Origin of the sequence: Haloactinopolyspora alba, from assembly GCF_003014555.1 — a bacterium.
Lineage (GTDB): Bacteria > Actinomycetota > Actinomycetes > Jiangellales > Jiangellaceae > Haloactinopolyspora > Haloactinopolyspora alba.
In genome coordinates, this window is the sequence record NZ_PYGE01000001.1 from 564,259 (window position 1) to 584,672 (window position 20,414).

The following is a 20,414-nucleotide window of genomic DNA, read 5'->3' on the forward strand; positions in this document are numbered from 1 at the left end:
GCACACTGAACGCCATGGCCCTCTCCGTGCAGGACGCCGCGCTGCCGCGTCTCGTGCTCGCCGCGCCGGCCTCCGGGCACGGGAAAACGACCGTCGCCACGGGCCTGATGGCGGCGCTGACCAGCAGCGGAATGGAAGTCTCCGGCCACAAGGTCGGCCCCGACTACATCGACCCGAGCTATCACGCCCTCGCGACCGGCCGGGCCGGCCGCAACCTCGACCCACACCTGCAGGGCACGGAGCGGATCGTGCCGCTGCTGCGCCACGGCGCCGCCCGCCCGCGCCCGGCCGAGATCGCCGTCGTCGAGGGCGTCATGGGACTGTTCGACGGCGCGCTCGGCACCGAGGGGTTCGCGTCGACCGCACACGTCGCCCGGCTGACCGCCTCACCCGTCGTGCTGGTCGTGGACGCCAGCGCCGCGGCGCGCAGTGTCGCCGCCCTGGTCCACGGGTTCGCCACGTTCGACCCGGGGGTGCACGTCGCCGGCGTGATCCTGAACAAGGTCGGCTCACCCCGGCACGAGGCGGAGCTGCGCGCGAGCCTGGACTCGATCGGGATGCCCGTGCTCGGCGCGCTGCACCGCTCGGACGCGGTCAGCGCACCCAGCCGGCACCTGGGTCTGGTGCCGGTGCACGAGCGCCACCGCGAATCCGGCCACCTGCTCGACGCGCTACGGGCGTGGATCGCCGACGGTGTCGACCTCGAGGCGCTCGTCCGGGTGGCCCGTACCGCCGGGGCGCTCACCGAGCCCGAGTGGGACCCGGCGGCGGCGCTGGGGACCGGCGCCGTGCCGACGGGGCCAACTCCGACCACGCCGAGCGGGCCGCGGCCGGTGGTCGCCGCCGCCGCGGGAGCGGCGTTCACGTTCCGCTACGCCGAGAACGTCGAACTGCTCGAGGCCGCGGGCGTGGACGTCGTCGACATCGACCCGACGCACGACGAGGTCCTGCCGGACGGGTGCTCCGGGCTGTACTTCGGCGGTGGGTTCCCCGAGGTGCACGCCGCGCCCCTGGCCGAGAACGCCCCGCTGCGCAGGGCCGTCGCGCACGCCGCCGGCCGGATGCCGGTGGTCGCGGAGTGTGCGGGACTCACCTACCTGTGCCGCGAGCTCGACGGGCAGCCGATGGCCGGCGTGTTGGACGCCTCGGCCCGGATGACCGAGCGGCGCACCCTCGGGTACCGCACCGCGACGGCGGCCGGCGACAACGTGCTGGCCGCCACCGGGGACGACGTCACCGGGCACGAGTTCCACCGCACCCGGGTGACCCCCGACGCGGGCCCGGCTCCTGCGTGGTTGCTGGCGGCCGGCCCCGGCCGGGGCGACGGCGATGCTGCCGCGACCGGCACGCCGGAGGGGTTCGCCGGACCGCTGCTGCACGCGTCGTACCTGCACGTCCACTGGGCCGGCCGGACGTCGCTGCCCGCCCGGTTCGCCGCCGCGGCACGACGAGCACAGCACGCGACGTAACGGCGGTTGCGGACGGCATCCGGCGGACCGGTACAGTGTCGCCTGCCGTGGTGCACGGGAAGCCGGTGCGATACCGGAGCGGCCCTCGCCACTGTGATCGGGAAGTCCCCGGCCGTTCCCCGCAAGGGGAGCCACTGGGCAGCGACGACGCTGCCCGGGAAGGTAGGCCGGACGACGTCGACCCGTCAGCCAGGAGACCGGCCACGGCATCGGAAGCTGCATTCCACGAGGTGATGGAAAGGCGGTCCCCATGGCCGTAGCTGCACGTGCCCTGCCGATCTCCCGACGCGTCGTCGTGCTGTGCCTGTCCGGCGGGCTGCTGCTCGCCGCGTGCGGCACCGACGAACCCGCGACGACCTCCGACGACGAGGCGTCACCGCCGTCGTCGTCATCCGCGCCGGACCGGGCGGAACCCGTCGCCGCGGAACGGGTGACCCTCGACAACTGTGGTGTCGAGGTCACGATCGACGCACCGCCGGAACGCGTCGTCACGATGAACCAGGCCGCCACCGAGGTGCTGCTGACACTGGGTCTGCAGGACCGCATGGTCGGCACCGCCTACCTCGACGACGAGATCCTGCCCGGCCTCGCCCACGCGTACGACGCCGTCCCGGTGCTGGCCGACGGCTACCCGTCGTCAGAGACCGTGCTGGACACCGACCCCGAGCTGGTCTACGGCGCCTACCCGAGCGCGTTCACGGCGGAGAACGCCGGTGAGCGTGCCGCCCTGTCCGATGTGGGCGTCGCCAGCTACCTGTCCCCCAGCGCCTGCCCGGGCCGGCCCGACGACGAGCCGCTGGGCATCGAGACCGTCTGGCGGGAGTTCCGCGAGATCGGCGCGATCTTCGGTGCCGGGGAGGCCGCCGATCGTCTCGTCGCCGAACAGAGGGCCCGGCTGGACGACGCACTCACGGCCGCCGGCGAGCACGGCTCCACCGAGGTGATGTGGTGGGACGGCGGCACCGACGTGCCCACCGTCGGCGGCTGCTGCGGCGCGCCCGCGATGATCATGCGGGCGGCCGGCGCCACCAACGTCTTCGCCGACGTCGACGGTGCGTGGGCGGACGTGAGCTGGGAGCAGGTCGCCGAGCGCGCGCCCGACGTGATCGTGCTGGTGGACGCGGACTGGAGCACCGCCGCCGAGAAGCGCGACCTGATCGAATCCACCCCGGCGGTACGCGACCTGCCCGTGGTCCGCGAGGGCCGGTTCGTGGTGATCCCGTTCTCGGCGACCACGCCTGGCGTCCGCAACGTCGACGCGATCGTCGAGTTGATCGACGGCCTCGAAGGATCCTGATGGGCGCGGCGCCGGCGACACACGCACCGGCCGCGACCGAGGAACCACCGGTTCACACCACGGCGGAGCCGGAAACCGGCACCGGCCGGCGGCGCACGCTGCGCATCGGCGCGGTCCTCGCCGCGTCGGTCGCGCTGCTGGTCACCTCCGTGCTGGTCACGGTGGTGCTCGGGCAGGCCGACATCTCGGTGCGCCACGTCTGGACGGTGCTGTCCGACCGCCTCGGGCTGTCGTTCCTGCAGGTGGACGTGGTCGGGCTGGGCGCCGACCGGCCGAACGAGATCCGCGCCGACATCATCTGGCAACTGCGGCTGCCGCGGGCGCTGAGCGCGATCGTCGTCGGTGCCGGGCTGGCCGTGGTCGGCGCGATCATGCAGACCCTGACCCGCAACCCCATGGCCGACCCGTACCTGCTCGGCATCTCCTCCGGCGCGTCGCTGGGCGCGGTGCTGGTGATCGTCGGCGGAGTCGGCGCGGGGGTGCTCGGCGTGTCGGCCGGGGCGTTCGCCGGTGCGCTGCTGGCGTTCGCGCTGGTGCTCGTGATCGGGCAGCGGTACGGGACGCTGACACCGGTGCGGATGATCCTCGCCGGGATCGCCATCGGCCAGCTCTGCGGCGCCGTGACGTCGTTCGTCATCCTGTGGGTCGCCGACCCGCACGCCACCCAGGACGTGCAGTTCTGGATGTCCGGCTCGCTCGCCGCGGCGCGCTGGCCGTCGCTGCGGCTCGCGGCCGTCGTCCTGGTCGCCGCACTGCTGCTGTGCCTGTGGCAGGCGCGGACGCTGAACGCGTTCGCGTTCGGGGAGGACGCCGCCGCGTCGCTGGGCGTGGACGTCAACCGCATCCGCTGGCTGCTGCTGGTCGCGTGCGCCCTGCTCACCGGGGTGCTGGTGGCCGTCAGCGGCGCCATCGGCTTCGTCGGGCTGTTGCTGCCGCACGCCGTGCGGTTCCTGGCCGGCCCGGACCACCGGGCCGTGCTGCCGCTGTCCGCGCTGCTCGGCGGGGTGTTCCTGCTGTGGGTGGACACCGCGGCACGGACCGTCTTCGACCCGCGGGAGCTACCCGTCGGCGTGGTCACCGCGATGGTCGGCGTTCCCGCGTTCATCTGGGTGCTACGGCAACGGAGGGTCCAGGGATGACGGCCGCCGAAACGACGCAGGACGGATCCGGTCTGCGCGTGCACGACCTGAGCTGGTCGGCACGCGGCACCGTGATCGTCGACGACGTCGAGCTGACGGCGCCGGCCGGGCGGATCACCGGGCTGATCGGACCGAACGGGTCGGGCAAGACGACGCTGCTGCGAGCCGTCGCCCGGCTGGCCCGGCCGGACCGCGGAGCCGTTCACCTGGACGGCAGCGACGTTGCCCGGCTACGCCGCCGTGAGCTGGCACGACGTCTCGCCGTCGTCGAGCAGCACGCCGGCACCGACCTCGACATGACCGCGCTGGACGTCGTCCTGCTGGGTCGCACTCCCTACCGGACGGCGCTGCAGGCCGACTCCGGCGCCGACCGGGCGCTCGCGCTGGACGCGCTGGCCCGGGTGGACATGGCCGGTTTCGCCGCGCGCAAGTGGAGCACCCTGTCCGGCGGCGAGCGGCAACGCGTCCAGCTGGCACGCGCACTCACCCAGCAGCCGGGGCTGCTGGTGCTGGACGAGCCGACCAACCATCTGGACGTCTCGCACGCGCTGTCCCTGCTGACACTCGTCCGCGAAGCCGGGCTGACGAGCATCGCCGCCCTGCACGACCTGAACCTGGCCGCGATGTTCTGCGACCACGTCGTGGTGCTGCGCCGCGGGCGGGCGGTGGCCGCCGGCTCACCGCACGACGTGCTGACGCCGGAACTGCTCCGCGACGTCTACGAGGTGGACGCCGACGTCGGCACGCACCCACGGACCGGACGCCCGCTGCTGACGTTCCACCCGCCGGCCGCCTCGCAGCCACCGGCCCCCGCACCGTCGAGTCAGGAGGACTCATGAGTTCCGGCTACCCGTTCACCGCCGTCGTCGGCATGGACGACCTGCGCCTCGCGCTGATCCTGTCGGCCGTGTCACCGGCGACTGGCGGCGTGCTCGTCCGCGGCGAGAAGGGCACCGCGAAGTCGACGATGGTGCGTGCGCTGGCCGAGCTGCTGCCACCGGTCGACGTCGTGACCGGGTGCCGCTTCTCGTGCGACCCGACGGGTCCGGATCCGGCATGCCCGGACGGCCCGCACGACGACGCGGAGGACACCCGGCGACGGCCCGCGCGCCTGGTGGAGCTGCCGGTCGGCGCGTCCGAGGACCGCGTCCTCGGATCCATTCACCTGGAGCGTGCGCTCACCGAAGGCGTCACCGCGTACGAGCCGGGCCTGCTGGCGGCCGCGCACCGCGGCCTGCTGTACGTGGACGAGGTGAACCTGCTGCACGACCACCTGGTGGACGTGCTCCTGGACGCCGCCGCGATGGGCCGGGCGAAGGTGGAACGCGAGAACGTCTCCGTCTCGCACGCCGCCCGCTTCGTCATGGTCGGCACGATGAATCCGGAGGAGGGCGAGCTGCGCCCACAACTACTGGACCGGTTCGGGTTGACGGTCGAGGTGGCGGCGACCCGGGACCCGGCGCTGCGCGCGGAGGTGGTCCGCGCCCGGCTGGCGCACGAGGCCGACCCGGACACGTTCGCCGCCCGGTACGCCGACGACGAGCGGCGGCTGTCCGAGCGGATCGCCGCGGCGCGCGCACGGCTGCCCGACGTCGTGCTGACCGACGCCGCGCTGCGGCAGATCGCCGAGGTGTGTGCCGCCTTCGAGGTCGACGGGCTACGCGCGGACCTGGTGACCGCGCAGGCGGCGGTGGCGCACGCCGCATGGTCGGGCCGGACGGTCGTCGAGACCGAGGACGTCCGGGCGGCCGCCCGGCTCGCGCTGCCACACCGGAGGCGGCGCAACCCGTTCGACGCGCCGGGTCTCGACGACGACCAGCTGGAACAGACGCTTCAGGACGCGGCACCCGACGACCCGGGGCCCGACGACCCGGGGCCGGATGATCCTGGCCCCGAGGACCCCGGGCCCTCGGATGGCGGCGACGCGCCCGGTTCGGACGGCGACGTCACACCGGGCGGGCAGACCGGGTCCGACACCGCACGTGCCGAGCACGAGCAGCCCGAGTCCGGAGCCGACCGCGCGCCCCGGTCGCCCGAGGACGGCGCGGTCGAGGCGCCCGACACGCCGTACCGCGCCCGGCTGCTGGCCGTGGCCGGCGTCGGCGCCGGAGCGGACGGGCGACGCTCCCCAGCGATCACCAGCACCGGGCGCACCGTCGGCGTCCGCCGTCCCGGCCCGGACGAGGCGAGCAGCCCGCACCTGATGGCGACGCTGCGGGCCGCGGCCCCGCATCAACGGGACCGGCGGGACGCGGCTCCGGCAACGCAGGCTCCCGTGGTCCGGCTGCGCCGCGACGACCTACGCACGGCCGTCCGTGAAGGCCGCGAGGGCAACCTGGTGCTGTTCTGCGTCGACGCGTCCGGGTCGATGGGCGCCCGGCAGCGGATGCGCGAGGTCAAGGCCGCCGTCCTGTCGCTGCTGCTGGACGCCTACCAGCGCCGCGACAAGGTCGGCCTGGTCACCTTCCGCGCCGACGCGGCGTCGCTGGCGCTGCCGCCCACGTCCAGTGTCGAGATCGCGGCCACCCGGCTCGAGTCGCTGCCGACCGGCGGGCGCACGCCGCTGGCGGAAGGGCTGGCCGAGGCCGCCCGCGTCGTCGCCCTCGAATCCGTCCGCGACGCACGGCGCCGCCCCCTTGTCGTGGTCGTCACCGACGGCCGCGCCACCGCCGGCCCGGACGCGGTGTCCCGGTCGCGCACCGCCGCCACCGCGCTGGCCGGCGAGACCCACCGCGGCGGCGGCCACGCGGTCGTCGTCGACTGCGAGACCGGCGCGATCCGGCTCGGACTGGCGGCGACGCTGGCGACCACGTTGCGCGCCGAACACCTGGTGCTCGACCGGGTCGCCGCCGGCGCCACCACGTCCGCACTCACCTCCACCGTCCACGCACGTTCCGTCAACCGGAGGGCCGCCTGATGCCACAAGGACAACCGAGCACCGTTCCCCACGACGGGCTCACCACCCGGCAGCGGCGCAACCGGCCGCTGGTCATCGTGCACACCGGGGCGATGAAAGGGAAGTCGACCGCGGCCTTCGGGACGGCGCTGCGGGCGTGGAACCAGGGCTGGGACATCGGCGTCTTCCAGTTCGTGAAGTCGGCGAAGTGGCGGGTCGGTGAGGAGAGCGCGTTCCGCGCCCTCGGCCGGCTGCACGAGCAGACCGGCGAGGGCGGGCCCGTCGAGTGGCACAAGATGGGCGAGGGCTGGTCCTGGACCCGGAAGAAGACCACGGACGACGACCACGCCGCGGCGGCCGCCGAGGGCTGGCGTGAGATCGCCCGCCGGATCGCCGCGGAGCGGCACACCCTCTACGTGCTCGACGAGTTCACCTACCCGATCCACTGGGGGTGGGTCGACGTCGACGAGGTCGTCGACGTGGTGCGGAACCGGCCGGGGCGCCAGCACATCGTCGTCACCGGACGGAACGCGCACCCGCGGCTGCTCGAGGCCGCCGATCTCGTCATGGAGACCACCAAGGTGAAACACCCGATGGACGACGGGCAGAAGGGCCAGCGCGGCATCGAGTGGTGACCCGGAGCCGCAGGGACACGGTGCGGCATGGTGCGGAACGTGTGACACAGTCGCAGGCGATGGCCGAGTTCACCTACCCCGAGGTCGGCGCCACCCGCGGCGGCGGTCCGCTGCCGGACGGATACCGCCACTCCCGCGTCCGCGAGCGGGTCGGGTCCGGCCGGCGGGTGCACGACGCGGTCGCCGACGGGCTGCTTGGCTGGGCGCTGCACCGCCGGTGCGGCCTGCGGGTGCAGGCGAGCGCCGAGCGCGCGGCCCCCGGCGTGCGGGTGGTCAGCAGCCTCGGCGTCGGCCCGCTGCGGGTGCGGATCCCGTGTGAGGTGGTCTGGGCGGTCGACGAGGCCAGGCACGCGGGTTTCGCGTACGGGACGCTGCCCGGGCACCCGGCCCGCGGCGAGGAGGCGTTCGTCGTCGACCTCGACGACAACGACGACGTGTGGTTCAGCGTGACCGCGTTCAGCCGTTCCGCCGCCTGGTACGCCCGGCTGGGCGGACCGGTCACGCACGCCGTCCAGAACCTCGCGCTCCGCCGGTACGTCACGGCTGCGCGCGAGCTCGCCTCCGGGCGATCCTGACGCGAGTGCCGCCGACGGGGCCGTAGAGTGGTGCGGCCCATCGGGACGTCCGGACTCGAGGAGGGGGCCCATGACATCCGCGCCCGAGGACCGGCCGGATCGCGTGCTGCGCATCCCGCCGGAACGGCTCGACCGCTGGCTCGCCGGCTTCGCCCGGCGGCACGGAACCGTCGAGACACGCGCCGCGCCGGACGCCGTCACCGTCGTCGCCGCGGACGGCGCGCACGCCCGGTGCACCGTGCCGTTCCCGCCGATGACACCCGACGAGAGCGAGTACGGCGGACTGGTCGAGCACGCGCAGCGCGACCGGAGGGTCGGCGTGCTGCTGGTGCGTCGTGGCGGGTACGCGTCCGGTGTCTTCGACGGCACCCGGCTGGTGACGTCGAAGGTCGGTTCGCGCCACGTTCAGGGCCGCACCGCCGCGGGCGGGCAGTCGCAGCAACGCTTCGCCCGGCGCCGCGAGAAGCAGGCACGAGAGGCGTTCGAGGCCGCCGCCGACGTGGCCGCCCGCGTTCTGGTGCCGCACCTGGCCTCGCTGGAGGCCGTCGTCACCGGAGGTGACCGCGCGGCCGTCGACACGGTGCTCGCCGATCGCCGGCTGGGCGGGCTGCGCGCGCTGGCCGTCCCACCGCACCTGGACGTGCCCGACCCGAAGCTGGCCGTGCTGAAGGAGACGCCGGCGCAGTTCCGCGCGGTGCGGATCGCGCTGACCGAACCGCGCTGAGACCCCGCGCCGGCGTTCCCCGTCGGCGTCGGCGTCCCGTCGTCAGCGTGTGGGCACGCCGGGCGTGAACCGGTAGACCGTCGTCGACTCGTACTCCTCGCCGGGGCGCAGCACCGTCGACGGGAAGTCCGGCTGGTTCGGCGAGTCCGGGAAGTGCTGGGTCTCCAGCGCCAGCCCGTCGCTCTGCCGGTAGACCTGCCCGCTGGTTCCGGCGAACGAGCCGTCGAGGAAGTTGCCCGAGTAGAACTGCATGCCCGGCTCGGTGGTGTAGACGCTCACCGTGCGACCGCTCTCGGGGTCGCGCAGCTTGGCCGCACGGTCGAGCCCGTCGCCGCCGTTCAACACGAAGTTGTGGTCGTAGCCCTGGCCGATGAGCAGCTGTTCGTGCGGCTCACGGATGTCGGCGCCGACCTCCTTCGGTTCGCGGAAGTCGAACGGCGTGCCCTCCACCGGAGCGATCTCGCCGGTCGGGATCAGCGTCTCGTCCACCGGCGTGTAGTGGTCGGCCTCGATCTGCAGCACGTGGTCCTCGATGCTGCCGGTACCCTCACCGCCGAGGTTGAAGTACGAGTGGTTGGTGAGGTTGACGATCGTCGGCTCGTCCGTCGTGGCGTGGTAGTCGATGCGCAGCTCGTTGCGCTTGGTCAGCGTGTAGGTGACGGTCGTCTCGAGCGTGCCCGGGTAACCCTCCTCGCCGTCCGGGCTGGTGTAGGAGAGCTCGAGCCCGACGTCGTGCCGGTCCGCGAACTCGTCGGTGACCTCCCACACCTTCTTGTCGAACCCCACGTCGCCGCCGTGCAGGTGGTTCGGCGGGTTGTTGGTGGCCAGCTCGTACTGCTCGCCGTCCAGCGTGAACTCGCCCTCGGCGATGCGGTTGGCGTACCGGCCGACGATCGCGCCGAAGTACGGCCCGCTGTGCTCGACGTAGTCGCCCAGATTGTCGAACCCGAGCGCGACGTTGGCCATCTCGCCCTTCCGGTCGGGAACCGTGATCGACTGCACGATGCCGCCGTAGGTCAGGATGTCGACCTCCATGCCGCGCCAGTTGCGCAGCGTGTAGACGTCGACCTGAGTACCGTCGTCCAGCGTGCCGAAAGGCTCGTGCGTGATGCTCGGACGGCCCGGCCGGTCCCGCCCGTCGCCGCCGTCCCTGCCGTCGTCTCCGGCGAGCAGACCCGCCGGTGACGAGGCCGCCGAGGCCACCACCACCACGGCGGCCGCGCCGGCGGCCGTCAACCCGCGCCGGGCTCTGGTCCACGTTCTGCTGGCGTTGCTGATCCTGTTGATCATTGCGCACTCCCTGGGTCGACGACGCGCGTCCGCTTCGGCCGGCACCGGGTTTCTCGGCCACCGGCGAGGGTCCTGATAGTGACCTTTCGACAGATCGATGAACGTGTCAGGGCAAACGTAGCCGGGACGCCGGATGAACTTAAGGGGTCGATCGGACATCACCGGCCCGAGCGCGCAGCACGCGGCTCACAAACGTGGTACAGCAGGGAACACCATGATCGGCATAACCATTTCGGACGTGACGAGAGCAACCCCGGACCGTTTGTGATCCGATCGATCGGGCAGGCGTAAGTTAGCCAATGACGCAGGTTGCACCTGAACATCGTCGTCGAGAGGAAGACTCAGCATGGCCACGTATTCCCTCCCGGACCTCCCCTACGACTACGGTGCGCTCGAACCGCACATCTCCGGGCAGATCATGGAGCTGCACCACTCCAAGCATCACCAGACGTACGTCAACGGCACCAACACCGCGCTGGAGCAGATGGAGGAGGCCCGAGCCTCCAACAAGCTCGACACGGTGAACCAGCTCCAGAAGAACCTGGCGTTCAACCTCGCCGGGCACGTCAACCACACCGTGTTCTGGAACAACATGTCGCCCGAGGGCGGCGACAAGCCCGACGGCGAGCTCGGCGCCGCCGTGGACGAGTTCTTCGGCTCGTTCGACGGCTTCAAGGCGCACTACACCGCCGCGGCGCTGGGCATCCAGGGCTCCGGGTGGGCCATCCTGGCGTGGGAGAGCATCGGCCAGCGGCTGGTCATCGAGCAGCTCTACGACCACCAGGGCAACCTCGCGGCCGGCACGGTGCCGCTGCTGATGCTCGACATGTGGGAGCACGCGTTCTACCTGCAGTACAAGAACGTGAAGCCCGACTACGTGGCCGCCTTCTGGAACATCATCAACTGGCAGGACGTGGCCCAGCGGTTCACCACCGCCCGCAGCAAGACCAGCGGGCTGATCGCGCCCTGACCACGTCAGGGCGCTGACACACGTGGCCTGAACCGTGTTCAAGCCACCTCCACCGCCGCGCCGGCGCGACACGGCCATCATGGTGACCGTGCTCGCGCTGGCGCTCGGTTATCTGTGCGCCTTCACCGGGTGGCTGCTCACGCTCGGCTGAGTTCGTGGCATCCTGACGATCATCACTCGTCGACCGGCCAACGGATTGGGTCAGCGGTGCCGCAGTCGGAACTCGACGACGCCATCGCCCAACTGACTGCCACCGCGTATCAGGGCCACTCCTACGCCGACCACCTCGCGCGGTCAGGTCCCGCGACAGGCACGGCAGACGCCGACGGCGGCGGTTCCGTGCACCCCACGGGGCGCAGCGCCACAGACGCACCGCGCGACGGGCACGGGCAACCGGAGCCACCTAGGCTGATTCGCTCACAACGGTCGCAGCGCGCTGATCGCGACTGGAATGCGACAGATCAGGCGTACGAACGTCAGCTCCAGCGACGCAACAAGCGCCGCGGCCGGTTCAGGAAACGCCGCTGGGACAGCCTCGAGGAGCGGCTTCTCAAACACGTCAGCGTCGCCGCTGGCACCGCGGCGGCCACGCTCGGTGCGAGCCCCAGCCCGTGGACGTTCGGCGCGGCCGGAGTAGCTCATACGGTCATTGAGCGACTCGAATGGAAGAGTCGACGTCGGGAGGAAGAATGAAGGTCGACCCGGGTATCGTCCGAGGCGAGAACGCCATGCGAGCGGCCATCGACGGCGTGATTCACCGCCACGAGTCCAGCATGCTCGACGGATTCGCAGACCTGAGCACCGACGAAGCCGCCTTCGCTGTGTCGCTTGCCCGACGAGTCGTTCTCGAGATCCTCCACGAGGTTCGCCCTGAGGGCATGACCCGGGAGGACTACAACGAACTGTCGCACAACATCGCCGAGCATGGATGGGTCGGCTACGACGCTCCCACGGTCCGGAATTTCCTGGAAGGGCTCGTTGCCGAACGTCACCATCCAACGGGCGATGTCGATGCTCTCCGACTTCTCCTCACGTGCGCCGGATACCTCGTCGGAGGTTTGACCGAGGAGGACGAGGAGTGGGAGGACTACCTCGACGAAGTCGAGAACCGCATCCTGTTCCCCGACCGTGGTGCCGAATCACAATCCAGTCAGCCGCGCTGAGGCTACCCCTCTGAATGCCATGCCGCCCGGTCCGGCGTCGGTATGGACGCCTCGTCCTGGCCACGTCAGCCGTCGGGCGTGTGTTCCGGCTCACAGGCGCGATCGTCACGCCGCGGCCCGCGCCACCCGTCGTCTCCGTGTCGTCGACCGACCGACCGAGAGGACACTGCGATGCACCATCGGTTCACGTTCCACGAAGAAGCACCCGAGGCCTACAAGGCGGTCCGGGGCCTCGAGGACTACATCCGGGCCAACGTCGAGCACACACTGCTCCACCTGATCAAGCTGCGAGCCTCCGTCGTCAACGGCTGCTCGTTCTGCGTGGACATGCACACCAGGGACGCGCTCGCCGACGGCGAGGACGCCCGCCGGCTGTTCGCCGTCTCGGCGTGGCGTGAGGCGCCGTTCTTCGACGAGCGGGAACGCGCCGCGCTCGCGCTGACCGACGCCGTCACCGAACTCGGCCCCGACGGAGTCCCCGACGACGTGTGGGATCCGGTCGCCGCGCTGTGGGACCGGAAGGCGATCGCGGACCTCCTGACGGCCATCGCCACAATCAACGTGTGGAACCGGCTGATGGTCTCGACCCGCACCCCTCCGCCCGTGACGGCGTGACCGACGCTGCCGTCGACGTCCTGGCTCACCGGGCGATGCTCCTGGGGCTCGCCTACCGGCTGCTCGGCTCGGCCGGTGACGCCGAGGACGTCATGCAGGACGTCTACCTGCGCTGGCGCGACGTCGACCGGGATCAGGTGCGCGAGCCGCGACGTTACCTGTCCCGCATGGTCACCAGGCTCGCGCTCGACCGGCTGCGCCGGCGCCAGGCGCACGAGGAGTACGTCGGACCGTGGCTGCCAGAACCGGTCGCGACGACGGTCGCGCCGTTCGACCCGCTCGAGACGGTCGAGCAGCGCGACTCGGTGGCGACGGCGACGCTGCTCCTGCTGGAGCGGCTCGACCCGGTGGAGCGGGCCGTGTTCGTGCTGCGCTCGGCCTTCGACTTCCCGTACGCGCAGATCGCCGAGATCGTGGACCGGACTCCCGAGCACTGCCGGCAGCTGAACCTGCGCGCCCGCACCCGCGTCGCCGACGACCGCCGGCGCTTCACCCCGAGCCGGCGCGAGCACGCCGAACTGCTGGAGCGCTTCCTGGCCGCGTCCCGCGACGGCGATCTCGCCACGCTGCGCACACTGTTGCACGACGACGTCGTCAGCTGCTCCGACGGCGGCGGTCGGGTCCGCTCCGCCCGCCACCCGATCGTCGGCGCCGACCGGGTGGCCCGGTTCTTCGCCGCCACCCACCATCGGCACCAGCCGTCGGCCGAGTTCGTCGAGGTGAACGGGGCCCCGGCTGCGGTGACCGTCAGCCCGGCCGGCCGGCACGTGATCACGTTCGCGGTCTCGGACGGCCGGATCAGCGGCCTCTACGTGGTGGCCAACCCGGACAAGCTCACCCACCTGAACGGCGACCGGTGAGCGAGAATCGGCCGCCACGTGACGGCTGCTGCTAGCGTTCGATCCATGCTCACCGCACCACGTCGCCGTGCTCTCTACGCCCTGGCGACCAATGCGCGGGTGGAGTCCGCGGTGCGTTCCACCGGCCCCACGACGGACCTGGCCTACCGGGCGGCGTCGCGGTACGTGGCCGGACGGACACTCGACGAGGCCATGGGCACGGTACGGCGGCTCGCCGCGGCCGGGTTCGCGGTGAGCCTCGACCTGTTCGGCGAGGGCGCCACCGACGAGGCCGCCGTCCAGCACGTCGCCCAGGGCTACCGTGCGGCCGCTGCGGCCGTCGCGGACGTGGACGCCGACGTCTACCTCGAGATCGTGCCGTCCAACCTGGGACTCGACCTCGGCCTCGACACCTGCCGCAGGTACGTGGACGAGATCGTGGCGGTCCTGCCCGCGGGAACCCGGCTCGAGATCAGCGCGGAGGAGAGCGACCGCACGCCGCGGATCATGGAGCTGACGACGCGGCTGGCCGCCGACGGCGTCCCCGTGCTGGCGACGGTGCAGGCCAACCTGCGCCGCAGCCCCGACGACGTCGACCGGCTCGCCGCCGCGGGGGTGCCGGTCCGGCTGGTCAAGGGTGCGTACCTGGAGGCGCGCGAGGTCGCGTACCCGTGGGGCGAACCGACCGATGTCGCGTTTCTCCAGCTGGCGCGACGGCTCGGCGAGGCGGGCGGCGACGTCGTCCTGGCGACCCACGATCCGGTGATCCGCGAGGCGCTGCGCTACTGGATGCGGCGCGTCGCCGAGGCACAGGGCGGCTGAGCCGGTCACCAAGCAGAAGCCGTTCGACCCACGACGACCCCTGAGCACGGATGGAGCCCGCACGATGGACACCAGACCGGTCGCGGCCCTGGCGATGGCCCGGGACCTGCCCACGCGTCTGTTCGACGACGACCGCCGTGCCCGGCTGGCCGAGCTGGTCGACCTGCACGACACCGTGCTCACCGAGTTCGGGTCGCCGGACGCCCGCGCCGTCCTGCGCGACACCGAGGTGCTCGTCACCGGCTGGGGAGCACCGCCCGTCGACGCGGACGCTCTGGCGCACGCGCCGCGCCTGCGGGCCGTGGTGCACACCGCCGGAACGATCAAACACCTGATCCACGCGGAGTGCTGGGAGCGCGGCATCCGGGTCACCACCGCCGCGAACGCCAACGGCGTTCCCGTCGCGGAGTACACCCTGGCCATGATCATGCTCGCCGGCAAGGACGCGTTCGCGGCAGCACGCCGGTACCAGCACGCCCGCGGGTGGGACTACAGCGACGCCGTCGGCAACTACCGGAGGACCGTCGGTGTCGTCGGCGCGTCCCGAGTCGGACGGCACCTGCTGCGCATGCTGCAGCCGTTCGACTTCGACGTGCTGCTCAGCGACCCGTACGTGGACGCGGGCGAGGCGCGGCGGCTCGGCGCGACACGGCGCGACCTCGACGAGACGCTGGCCGCGTCCAGCATCGTCACGCTGCACGCGCCGTCCACGCCGCAGACCCGGCACATGATCGACAAGCGGCGCCTCGCGCTGCTACCCGACGGAGCGACGCTGATCAACACCGCACGGGGCGCCGTGGTGGACGAGGACGCGCTCGTCACCGAACTGACCACCGGCCGGATCGGCGCCGTGCTGGACGTCACCGACCCGGAGCCCGCGGCACCCGACTCGCCACTGCGCACCCTGCCGAACGTCGTGCTCACGCCGCACATCGCGGGATCGCTCGGCAACGAGGTCGCACGCCTCGGCGACGCCGCCATCGCCGAGATCGGCCGCTACCGTGCCGGCGAGTCGTTCGCCGAGGAGGTCGACGCCGCCCGCCTGAACAGCACCGCCTGACGCCGGGTCAGCCGGCGCCTCGGCACGGTCTGGCAGAGGCGACAGCGGGAACGATGCGCACACGGTGTCGCCACAGCGACACCGAGGTCACACCGTTTCGCTACGCGGCGGCGAGTTCCCGTTCGCCGACCCACTCGATCGTGCCGGCATCGAAACGGGCGTTCGCGGCCGCCTCGCCGTCCCAGACGAAGGTGATGATGAACGCACGCAACTCCGAGACGAACAGGGCGATCTCCGTGTCGTCGAAGCCGGAGATCAACGCCAGTGCCTCCACGTCGGCGACCTCGGCGTCGATGACGGCCAGCGTCATCTCGTCCGGATCGAGCCCGCAGGCCCTGGTGAGGTTCGCGATGGTCTCGCCGCGGTCCAGTGCCTTCCGGAGGGCGCCGGGTGTGACGCCGAGCCGGTCGGCCGCTGTCGGAATCGCGTACATTCCCGTCTCCTTTCGAGCGGGGATCTCCCCTCGTGGTCACCGATCCTGAGAGCCGAACCTGAGAGAAACCGAAACCGAACCTGAGAACCCCGTGTGATTCTCGACCGGCGCCCGCGGCGGATCGCCGGGTGTGGCCACCGGCCGGTCGGGGTAGTGAAGATCCAGGTGACACCGCCGCGTGCGCAGGCGACCGACGGCTGATGGGATGAGCGATGCTGGGAAAGGCGACCCGGGAATCCAGGGCAGAACCACTCGACGACGAGACGCTCACCCGGGTCGACGCATGGTGGCGCGCGGCCAACTACCTGTCGGTGGGCCAGATCTACCTGCTGGACAACCCGCTGCTGCGCGAGCCGCTGAAGGCCGAGCACATCAAGCCACGGCTGCTGGGGCACTGGGGCACCTCGCCCGGGCAGAACTTCCTGTACGCGCATCTGAACCGGGCGATCATCGAGCGCGAGCTCGACATGATCTACATCGCCGGCCCGGGCCACGGAGGGCCGTCGCTGGTCTCGGCGTCCTGGCTCGAAGGCACCTACAGCGAGATCTACTCCGGTGTCGGTGACGACGAGGACGGCATGCGCGCGCTGTTCCGGCAGTTCTCGTACCCCGGCGGCATCCCCAGCCACGTCGCGCCCGAGACGCCCGGATCCATCCACGAGGGCGGCGAGCTCGGGTACGCGCTCTCGCACGCGTACGGAGCCGCCTTCGACAACCCGGGGCTGACGGTGGCCGCGGTGATCGGCGACGGTGAGGCCGAGACCGGGCCGCTGGCGACCTCGTGGCACAGCAACAAGTTCCTGCACCCCGTCACGGACGGCACGGTGCTGCCGATCCTGCACCTCAACGGGTACAAGATCGCCAACCCGACGGTGCTGGCGCGGATCCCGCGCTCCGAGCTCGAGGCGCTCATGATCGGGTACGGGCACACGCCGTACTGGTTCGAGGGCGGCTTCGACGGCGAAGACCCGATGGCCGTGCACCAGCGTTTCGCCGCTCTGCTCGACGAGGTCCTGGACCACATCGACACGATCCGCCGCGACGCGCACGAAAGCGGCGACCCGGGCCGTCCGGCGTGGCCGGTGATCGTCTTCAAGACGCCGAAGGGCTGGACCGGTCCGCGGGAGATCGACGGGCAGCCGATCGAGGACACGTTCCGCTCACACCAGGTTCCGATGGCCGACGTCCGCGGCAACGAACGCTACACCGGGCTGCTCGAGTCCTGGATGAGGTCGTACCGGCCGGAGGAGCTGTTCAACGACGACGACGGCAGGCTGCGCGCGGAGGTGGCCCGGCTGAACCCGCACGGCGGCCGGAGGATGAGCGCGAATCCGCACGCGAACGGCGGCACGCTCACCCGCGACCTCGTCGTTCCCGACTTCCGCTCGCATGCGGTCGACGTCCCGACCCCGGGGGCGTCCGTGGCCGAGCCGACCCGGGTGCTCGGCGGTTGGCTGGCCGCGATCATGCGCGCCAATCCGACGAACTTCCGCATCTTCGGCCCGGACGAGACCGCCTCCAACCGGCTGAACGCGACCGTCGACGTCGCCGGCAAGACCTGGCTGGCCGAGACGCTGCCGGACGACGACGCGCTTTCGCCGACCGGCCGGGTCATGGAGATGCTGTCGGAGCACCAGTGCCAGGGCTGGCTCGAGGGGTATCTGCTGACCGGCCGGCACGGCGTGTTCAACTGCTACGAGGCGTTCGTGCACATCATCGACGCGATGTTCAACCAGCACGCCAAGTGGCTGAAGGTCACGCGGGACATCCCGTGGCGGGTGCCGATCCCGTCGCTGAACTACCTGCTGTCGTCGCACGTGTGGCGCCAGGACCACAACGGCTTCACGCACCAGGACCCCGGGTTCATCGACCACGTGGTGAACAAGAAGGCCGACGTCATCCGGGTGTACCTTCCGCCGGACGCGAACACGCTGCTGTCGACGTACGACCACTGCCTGCGTAGCCGCGACTACGTCAACGTGGTGGTGTCCGGCAAGCAACCCGGTCCGCAGTGGCTGACCATGGACGAGGCCATCGCGCACTGCTCCCGCGGCATCGGCATCTGGGAGTGGGCCAGCACCGACGGGGGCGACGGTGAGCCGGACGTCGTGCTCGCGTGCGCTGGCGACGTGCCGACCGTCGAGACGCTGGCCGCCGTCGACCTGCTGCGTCAGCACCTGCCCGAACTGCGGGTGCGGGTGGTGAACGTGGTGGACCTGATGCGGCTGCAGGACGAGCACGAACACCCGCACGGGCTGCCCAACGCCGAGTTCGACGCGCTGTTCACGCCGGACAAACCGGTCGTGTTCGCCTACCACGGCTACCCGTGGCTGATTCACCGCCTGACGTACCGGCGGACCAACCACCGCAACATCCACGTCCGCGGGTACAAGGAGGAAGGGACCACGACCACCCCGTTCGACATGGTGATGCTCAACGAGCTCGACCGGTTCCATCTGGTCATGGACGTCATCGACCGCGTGCCGGGGCTGCGTGCCCGCAACGCGGGGCTGCGGCAGCGCATGTCCGACGAGCGGCTGCGGGCACGCCAGTACACCCGCGAGCACGGCAAGGACGCACCGGAGATCAGCGAGTGGGTCTGGCCCGCCGCCCGGGAGCTCGGTGTCGCCGTCCCGGCGGCCGACGACACCGCCGCCGACTTCTCCGCCCCACCTCCCCCACCGCCGGTCAAATGATCACGTTCACCATGGAATTCCCTGCGTCACCACCCGTACAGCCCTCGTGACGCGTGCGAACGCCTGGTGATGCACGGCGGCGCTTCAGAGCTCGGCCCGCAGCACGTGGAACGTCCGCGTCACCGCGAACCCGGCGTCCAGGTACAGCCGGCCCGCAGGCGTGTCCGCCCCGGTCCACAGGAACCACGCGCTGTGCGCACCTTCGGCGCGCATCCGCGTCAACGTGTCGTGCAGCAGGATCTTCCCCAGCCCCAGTCCGCGGCGGGACGGCACGACGCCGAACGGCCCGAACCGTTCGAGCAGGCCGCGGTAGGCGCCGTAGGTCGCGAAGCCGACGACGGCGCCGTCCGGGTCACGCACGACCACGACCCGGTCCGCGCGCCCGTGCCGCACGAACGACGCACGTACGACCTCACCCCAGTCCGGCGCGAGCTCGGCCGCCGCGAACTCCGTCACCTCCGGCAGATCGCCCACGCGGGCCGGGCCGACGACGTAGCCCTCGCGCTCGCGCGCCTCCCGCAGCTCGACCACCTCGGCCGGAGTGGCGTACCCGGCCAGGTTCATGTCCATGGCGACGGGACGCGAGCCGGTGCCGAAGCCGTGGCGTTCGAGCAGCCGGAGCCCGTCCGGGTACCGCTGCGCGTCCAGGCCCGGCAGGAAATACGCCGGCGGGTACCCGGAGTAGATCACCCAGCGCGAGCCCTTGGACCGCAGGAACTCCTTGGCCCGCTCGACCAGCTCGCCGCCGACACCGCGGCGCCGCTCCGCCGGATGGACGGTCCCGACGGTGATCCAGCCGCCGTCGGGGTCGACCGGGATGCCGGGCGTGCCCCGCCCGCGCACCGCGTAGACGAACCCCACGACCCCGTCCACACCGCGGGCGGGGTCGCCACCGTCGGCGACGATCAGCCCTTCGGCGTCGAAGTTGGGGTCGAGCAGCACGTTCTCGGCGAACCACTCGGCCGTGACGGGGTCGGCGGGCATCCCCCGCGCGACCAGCTCCACCAGGGCGGCCGTGTCCGCGGGCTCGAACGTCCGGTACGTCACGTCTGCCATGAGACCACTCCTCGAACGTCGGGGCTCAGCCGAGCATGGTCACGCGGCTGCCGTCGCCGGACGAGAACGCCACGGCGCGCTCGACCCGTGCCAGGCATCCGCGCATCGTCAGCTGCGCGGTGTAGTAGTCGATGTAGCGGAACCCGTACGTCTCGCCACGGGCGAAGGCCTGCCCGCCGATGGCTTCGCGCCACCGGTCGAACGCGGCCGCGGACACCGGTGCGTAGGTGTCGGCGACGAAGCCGTGCTCGTCCTCCCAGTTCTCCGCGTGGAGCAGCTGCGCGACACCGTGGCGTTCGCCGTCCTCGGGCGCGTAGCCGGGCAGTCCCGCCAGGAACCGCGCCCGTTCGGCGACGGTGCAGGCGTGCTCGTGGTCGGTGTGGATGCTGGTGCGCCAGTGCGCGACGAGCAGGTCCGGCCGCACCTGCCGGATCAGGCGCGCGACCCGCGCGGCCACGTCGTCCGTCGGCTCGAGGAAGCCGTCCGAGAGGTCGTCGAACACGTGGAAGTCCGCGCCGATGCCCGCCGCGAACGTGGTGCCCTCGGCGATCTTCTGCTCGCGATACTCGTCGACGCCGAGGCGCGGGTGTCCGCGCTCGCCCGGTGTCAGGGCGACGAGCACCGCCCGGCCGCCGTCCAGCACCGTCTGGGCCAGCAGCGGACCGGCGGCGAGGTCCATGTCGCCGATGTGCCCGCCGACGGCCATGACGGTCCGTGGTGTCACCTTCGCGCTCC

Annotated in this window: 20 protein-coding genes and 1 riboswitch; of the genes, 16 read left to right on the top strand and 4 right to left on the bottom strand. The window is 71.8% G+C overall.

The annotated features are described in order from the left end of the window. Window positions 1–14 precede the first annotated feature (14 nt). The 8 genes from CLV30_RS02475 to CLV30_RS02510 all read left to right on the top strand — a co-directional run bounded on the left by CLV30_RS02475 (window position 15) and on the right by CLV30_RS02510 (window position 8,735). Window positions 15–1,469 (top strand): cobyrinic acid a,c-diamide synthase CobB, encoded by a 1,455-nt coding sequence (locus tag CLV30_RS02475; RefSeq protein ID WP_106535555.1) that lies wholly within the window; start codon window positions 15–17, stop codon window positions 1,467–1,469. A 31-nt stretch (window positions 1,470–1,500) separates the two neighbouring features. Continuing rightward, window positions 1,501–1,689, top strand: a riboswitch (cobalamin riboswitch). Window positions 1,690–1,719: 30 nt separating this feature from the next. Continuing rightward, entirely contained in the window at window positions 1,720–2,766 is a 1,047-nt protein-coding gene (locus CLV30_RS02480) for an ABC transporter substrate-binding protein (protein ID WP_106535556.1), read from the top strand. After that, window positions 2,766–3,905, top strand: a complete 1,140-nt coding sequence (locus CLV30_RS02485; protein ID WP_106535557.1) for a FecCD family ABC transporter permease — start codon at window positions 2,766–2,768, stop codon at window positions 3,903–3,905. Before CLV30_RS02480 ends, CLV30_RS02485 begins: the two co-directional genes overlap by 1 nt. Further along, a complete protein-coding gene (locus tag CLV30_RS02490) occupies window positions 3,902–4,744 on the top strand; it encodes an ABC transporter ATP-binding protein (protein WP_106535558.1) in 843 nt (280 codons plus the stop codon). Before CLV30_RS02485 ends, CLV30_RS02490 begins: the two co-directional genes overlap by 4 nt. Next, on the top strand, window positions 4,741–6,822 hold the full coding sequence (locus tag CLV30_RS02495; RefSeq protein ID WP_106535559.1) for a putative cobaltochelatase: 2,082 nt from the start codon (window positions 4,741–4,743) through the stop codon (window positions 6,820–6,822). The genes CLV30_RS02490 and CLV30_RS02495 overlap by 4 nt, the downstream gene beginning before the upstream one ends. Continuing rightward, complete coding sequence (gene cobO, locus CLV30_RS02500; RefSeq protein ID WP_106535560.1) at window positions 6,822–7,436, top strand: cob(I)yrinic acid a,c-diamide adenosyltransferase; 615 nt, start codon at window positions 6,822–6,824, stop codon at window positions 7,434–7,436. Before CLV30_RS02495 ends, cobO begins: the two co-directional genes overlap by 1 nt. Window positions 7,437–7,477: 41 nt before the next feature. After that, the gene (locus CLV30_RS02505; protein WP_244908022.1) at window positions 7,478–8,011 is read left to right on the top strand and encodes a DUF1990 domain-containing protein; all 534 of its coding nucleotides are present in this window, start codon (window positions 7,478–7,480) and stop codon (window positions 8,009–8,011) included. A gap of 70 nt (window positions 8,012–8,081) precedes the next feature. Beyond that, window positions 8,082–8,735, top strand: a complete 654-nt coding sequence (locus CLV30_RS02510) for an acVLRF1 family peptidyl-tRNA hydrolase (RefSeq protein WP_106535561.1) — start codon at window positions 8,082–8,084, stop codon at window positions 8,733–8,735. A 42-nt stretch (window positions 8,736–8,777) separates the two neighbouring features. Here CLV30_RS02510 and CLV30_RS02515 read toward each other — a convergent pair whose 3' ends face one another. After that, window positions 8,778–10,025: an aldose epimerase family protein gene (locus CLV30_RS02515; RefSeq protein WP_106535562.1), complete on the bottom strand. Its 1,248-nt coding sequence runs from the start codon at window positions 10,023–10,025 to the stop codon at window positions 8,778–8,780. A gap of 346 nt (window positions 10,026–10,371) precedes the next feature. Here CLV30_RS02515 and CLV30_RS02520 point away from each other — a divergent pair, with 346 nt between their 5' ends. The 7 genes from CLV30_RS02520 to CLV30_RS02545 all read left to right on the top strand — a co-directional run bounded on the left by CLV30_RS02520 (window position 10,372) and on the right by CLV30_RS02545 (window position 15,494). Then, complete coding sequence (locus CLV30_RS02520) at window positions 10,372–10,995, top strand: superoxide dismutase (protein WP_106535563.1); 624 nt, start codon at window positions 10,372–10,374, stop codon at window positions 10,993–10,995. Between the two features lie 207 nt (window positions 10,996–11,202). Next, complete coding sequence (locus CLV30_RS25840) at window positions 11,203–11,688, top strand: hypothetical protein (protein WP_146154782.1); 486 nt, start codon at window positions 11,203–11,205, stop codon at window positions 11,686–11,688. Next, complete coding sequence (locus CLV30_RS02525; RefSeq protein WP_106535564.1) at window positions 11,685–12,158, top strand: hypothetical protein; 474 nt, start codon at window positions 11,685–11,687, stop codon at window positions 12,156–12,158. The genes CLV30_RS25840 and CLV30_RS02525 overlap by 4 nt, the downstream gene beginning before the upstream one ends. A 171-nt stretch (window positions 12,159–12,329) precedes the next feature. Further along, window positions 12,330–12,773: a carboxymuconolactone decarboxylase family protein gene (locus tag CLV30_RS02530; protein WP_106535565.1), complete on the top strand. Its 444-nt coding sequence runs from the start codon at window positions 12,330–12,332 to the stop codon at window positions 12,771–12,773. Then, window positions 12,722–13,633, top strand: a complete 912-nt coding sequence (locus tag CLV30_RS02535) for an RNA polymerase sigma-70 factor (protein ID WP_205740395.1) — start codon at window positions 12,722–12,724, stop codon at window positions 13,631–13,633. Before CLV30_RS02530 ends, CLV30_RS02535 begins: the two co-directional genes overlap by 52 nt. Before the next feature lie 45 nt (window positions 13,634–13,678). Beyond that, entirely contained in the window at window positions 13,679–14,434 is a 756-nt protein-coding gene (locus CLV30_RS02540) for a proline dehydrogenase family protein (protein WP_106535566.1), read from the top strand. A gap of 64 nt (window positions 14,435–14,498) precedes the next feature. Continuing rightward, window positions 14,499–15,494, top strand: a complete 996-nt coding sequence (locus CLV30_RS02545) for a hydroxyacid dehydrogenase (RefSeq protein ID WP_106535567.1) — start codon at window positions 14,499–14,501, stop codon at window positions 15,492–15,494. 100 nt (window positions 15,495–15,594) lie between these two features. Here CLV30_RS02545 and CLV30_RS02550 read toward each other — a convergent pair whose 3' ends face one another. After that, entirely contained in the window at window positions 15,595–15,927 is a 333-nt protein-coding gene (locus CLV30_RS02550; RefSeq protein ID WP_106535568.1) for a hypothetical protein, read from the bottom strand. Window positions 15,928–16,139: 212 nt separating this feature from the next. Between CLV30_RS02550 and CLV30_RS02555 the strand changes: the two genes are divergently transcribed. Beyond that, the gene (locus CLV30_RS02555) at window positions 16,140–18,623 is read left to right on the top strand and encodes a phosphoketolase family protein (protein WP_106535569.1); all 2,484 of its coding nucleotides are present in this window, start codon (window positions 16,140–16,142) and stop codon (window positions 18,621–18,623) included. Between the two features lie 84 nt (window positions 18,624–18,707). Here CLV30_RS02555 and CLV30_RS02560 read toward each other — a convergent pair whose 3' ends face one another. Beyond that, window positions 18,708–19,679: a GNAT family N-acetyltransferase gene (locus CLV30_RS02560; protein ID WP_106535570.1), complete on the bottom strand. Its 972-nt coding sequence runs from the start codon at window positions 19,677–19,679 to the stop codon at window positions 18,708–18,710. A gap of 25 nt (window positions 19,680–19,704) precedes the next feature. Continuing rightward, the gene (locus CLV30_RS02565) at window positions 19,705–20,403 is read right to left on the bottom strand and encodes a PIG-L deacetylase family protein (RefSeq protein WP_106535656.1); all 699 of its coding nucleotides are present in this window, start codon (window positions 20,401–20,403) and stop codon (window positions 19,705–19,707) included. Window positions 20,404–20,414 lie beyond the last annotated feature (11 nt).

Excerpts from the sequence above, each read along its gene's own strand:
- CLV30_RS02555 (WP_106535569.1), top strand. The coding sequence starts at position 16,140 with ATGCTGGGAAAGGCGACCCGGGAATCCAGGGCAGAACCACTCGACGAC.
- CLV30_RS02495 (WP_106535559.1), top strand. The coding sequence starts at position 4,741 with ATGAGTTCCGGCTACCCGTTCACCGCCGTCGTCGGCATGGACGACCTG.
- CLV30_RS02525 (WP_106535564.1), top strand. The coding sequence starts at position 11,685 with ATGAAGGTCGACCCGGGTATCGTCCGAGGCGAGAACGCCATGCGAGCG.
- CLV30_RS02510 (WP_106535561.1), top strand. The coding sequence starts at position 8,082 with ATGACATCCGCGCCCGAGGACCGGCCGGATCGCGTGCTGCGCATCCCG.
- CLV30_RS02485 (WP_106535557.1), top strand. The coding sequence starts at position 2,766 with ATGGGCGCGGCGCCGGCGACACACGCACCGGCCGCGACCGAGGAACCA.
- CLV30_RS02475 (WP_106535555.1), top strand. The coding sequence starts at position 15 with ATGGCCCTCTCCGTGCAGGACGCCGCGCTGCCGCGTCTCGTGCTCGCC.
- CLV30_RS02530 (WP_106535565.1), top strand. The coding sequence starts at position 12,330 with ATGCACCATCGGTTCACGTTCCACGAAGAAGCACCCGAGGCCTACAAG.
- CLV30_RS02520 (WP_106535563.1), top strand. The coding sequence starts at position 10,372 with ATGGCCACGTATTCCCTCCCGGACCTCCCCTACGACTACGGTGCGCTC.
- CLV30_RS02540 (WP_106535566.1), top strand. The coding sequence starts at position 13,679 with ATGCTCACCGCACCACGTCGCCGTGCTCTCTACGCCCTGGCGACCAAT.
- CLV30_RS02545 (WP_106535567.1), top strand. The coding sequence starts at position 14,499 with ATGGACACCAGACCGGTCGCGGCCCTGGCGATGGCCCGGGACCTGCCC.
- CLV30_RS02560 (WP_106535570.1), bottom strand. The coding sequence starts at position 19,679 with ATGGCAGACGTGACGTACCGGACGTTCGAGCCCGCGGACACGGCCGCC.
- CLV30_RS02515 (WP_106535562.1), bottom strand. The coding sequence starts at position 10,025 with ATGATCAACAGGATCAGCAACGCCAGCAGAACGTGGACCAGAGCCCGG.
- CLV30_RS02550 (WP_106535568.1), bottom strand. The coding sequence starts at position 15,927 with ATGTACGCGATTCCGACAGCGGCCGACCGGCTCGGCGTCACACCCGGC.
- cobO (WP_106535560.1), top strand. The coding sequence starts at position 6,822 with ATGCCACAAGGACAACCGAGCACCGTTCCCCACGACGGGCTCACCACC.
- CLV30_RS02490 (WP_106535558.1), top strand. The coding sequence starts at position 3,902 with ATGACGGCCGCCGAAACGACGCAGGACGGATCCGGTCTGCGCGTGCAC.
- CLV30_RS02480 (WP_106535556.1), top strand. The coding sequence starts at position 1,720 with ATGGCCGTAGCTGCACGTGCCCTGCCGATCTCCCGACGCGTCGTCGTG.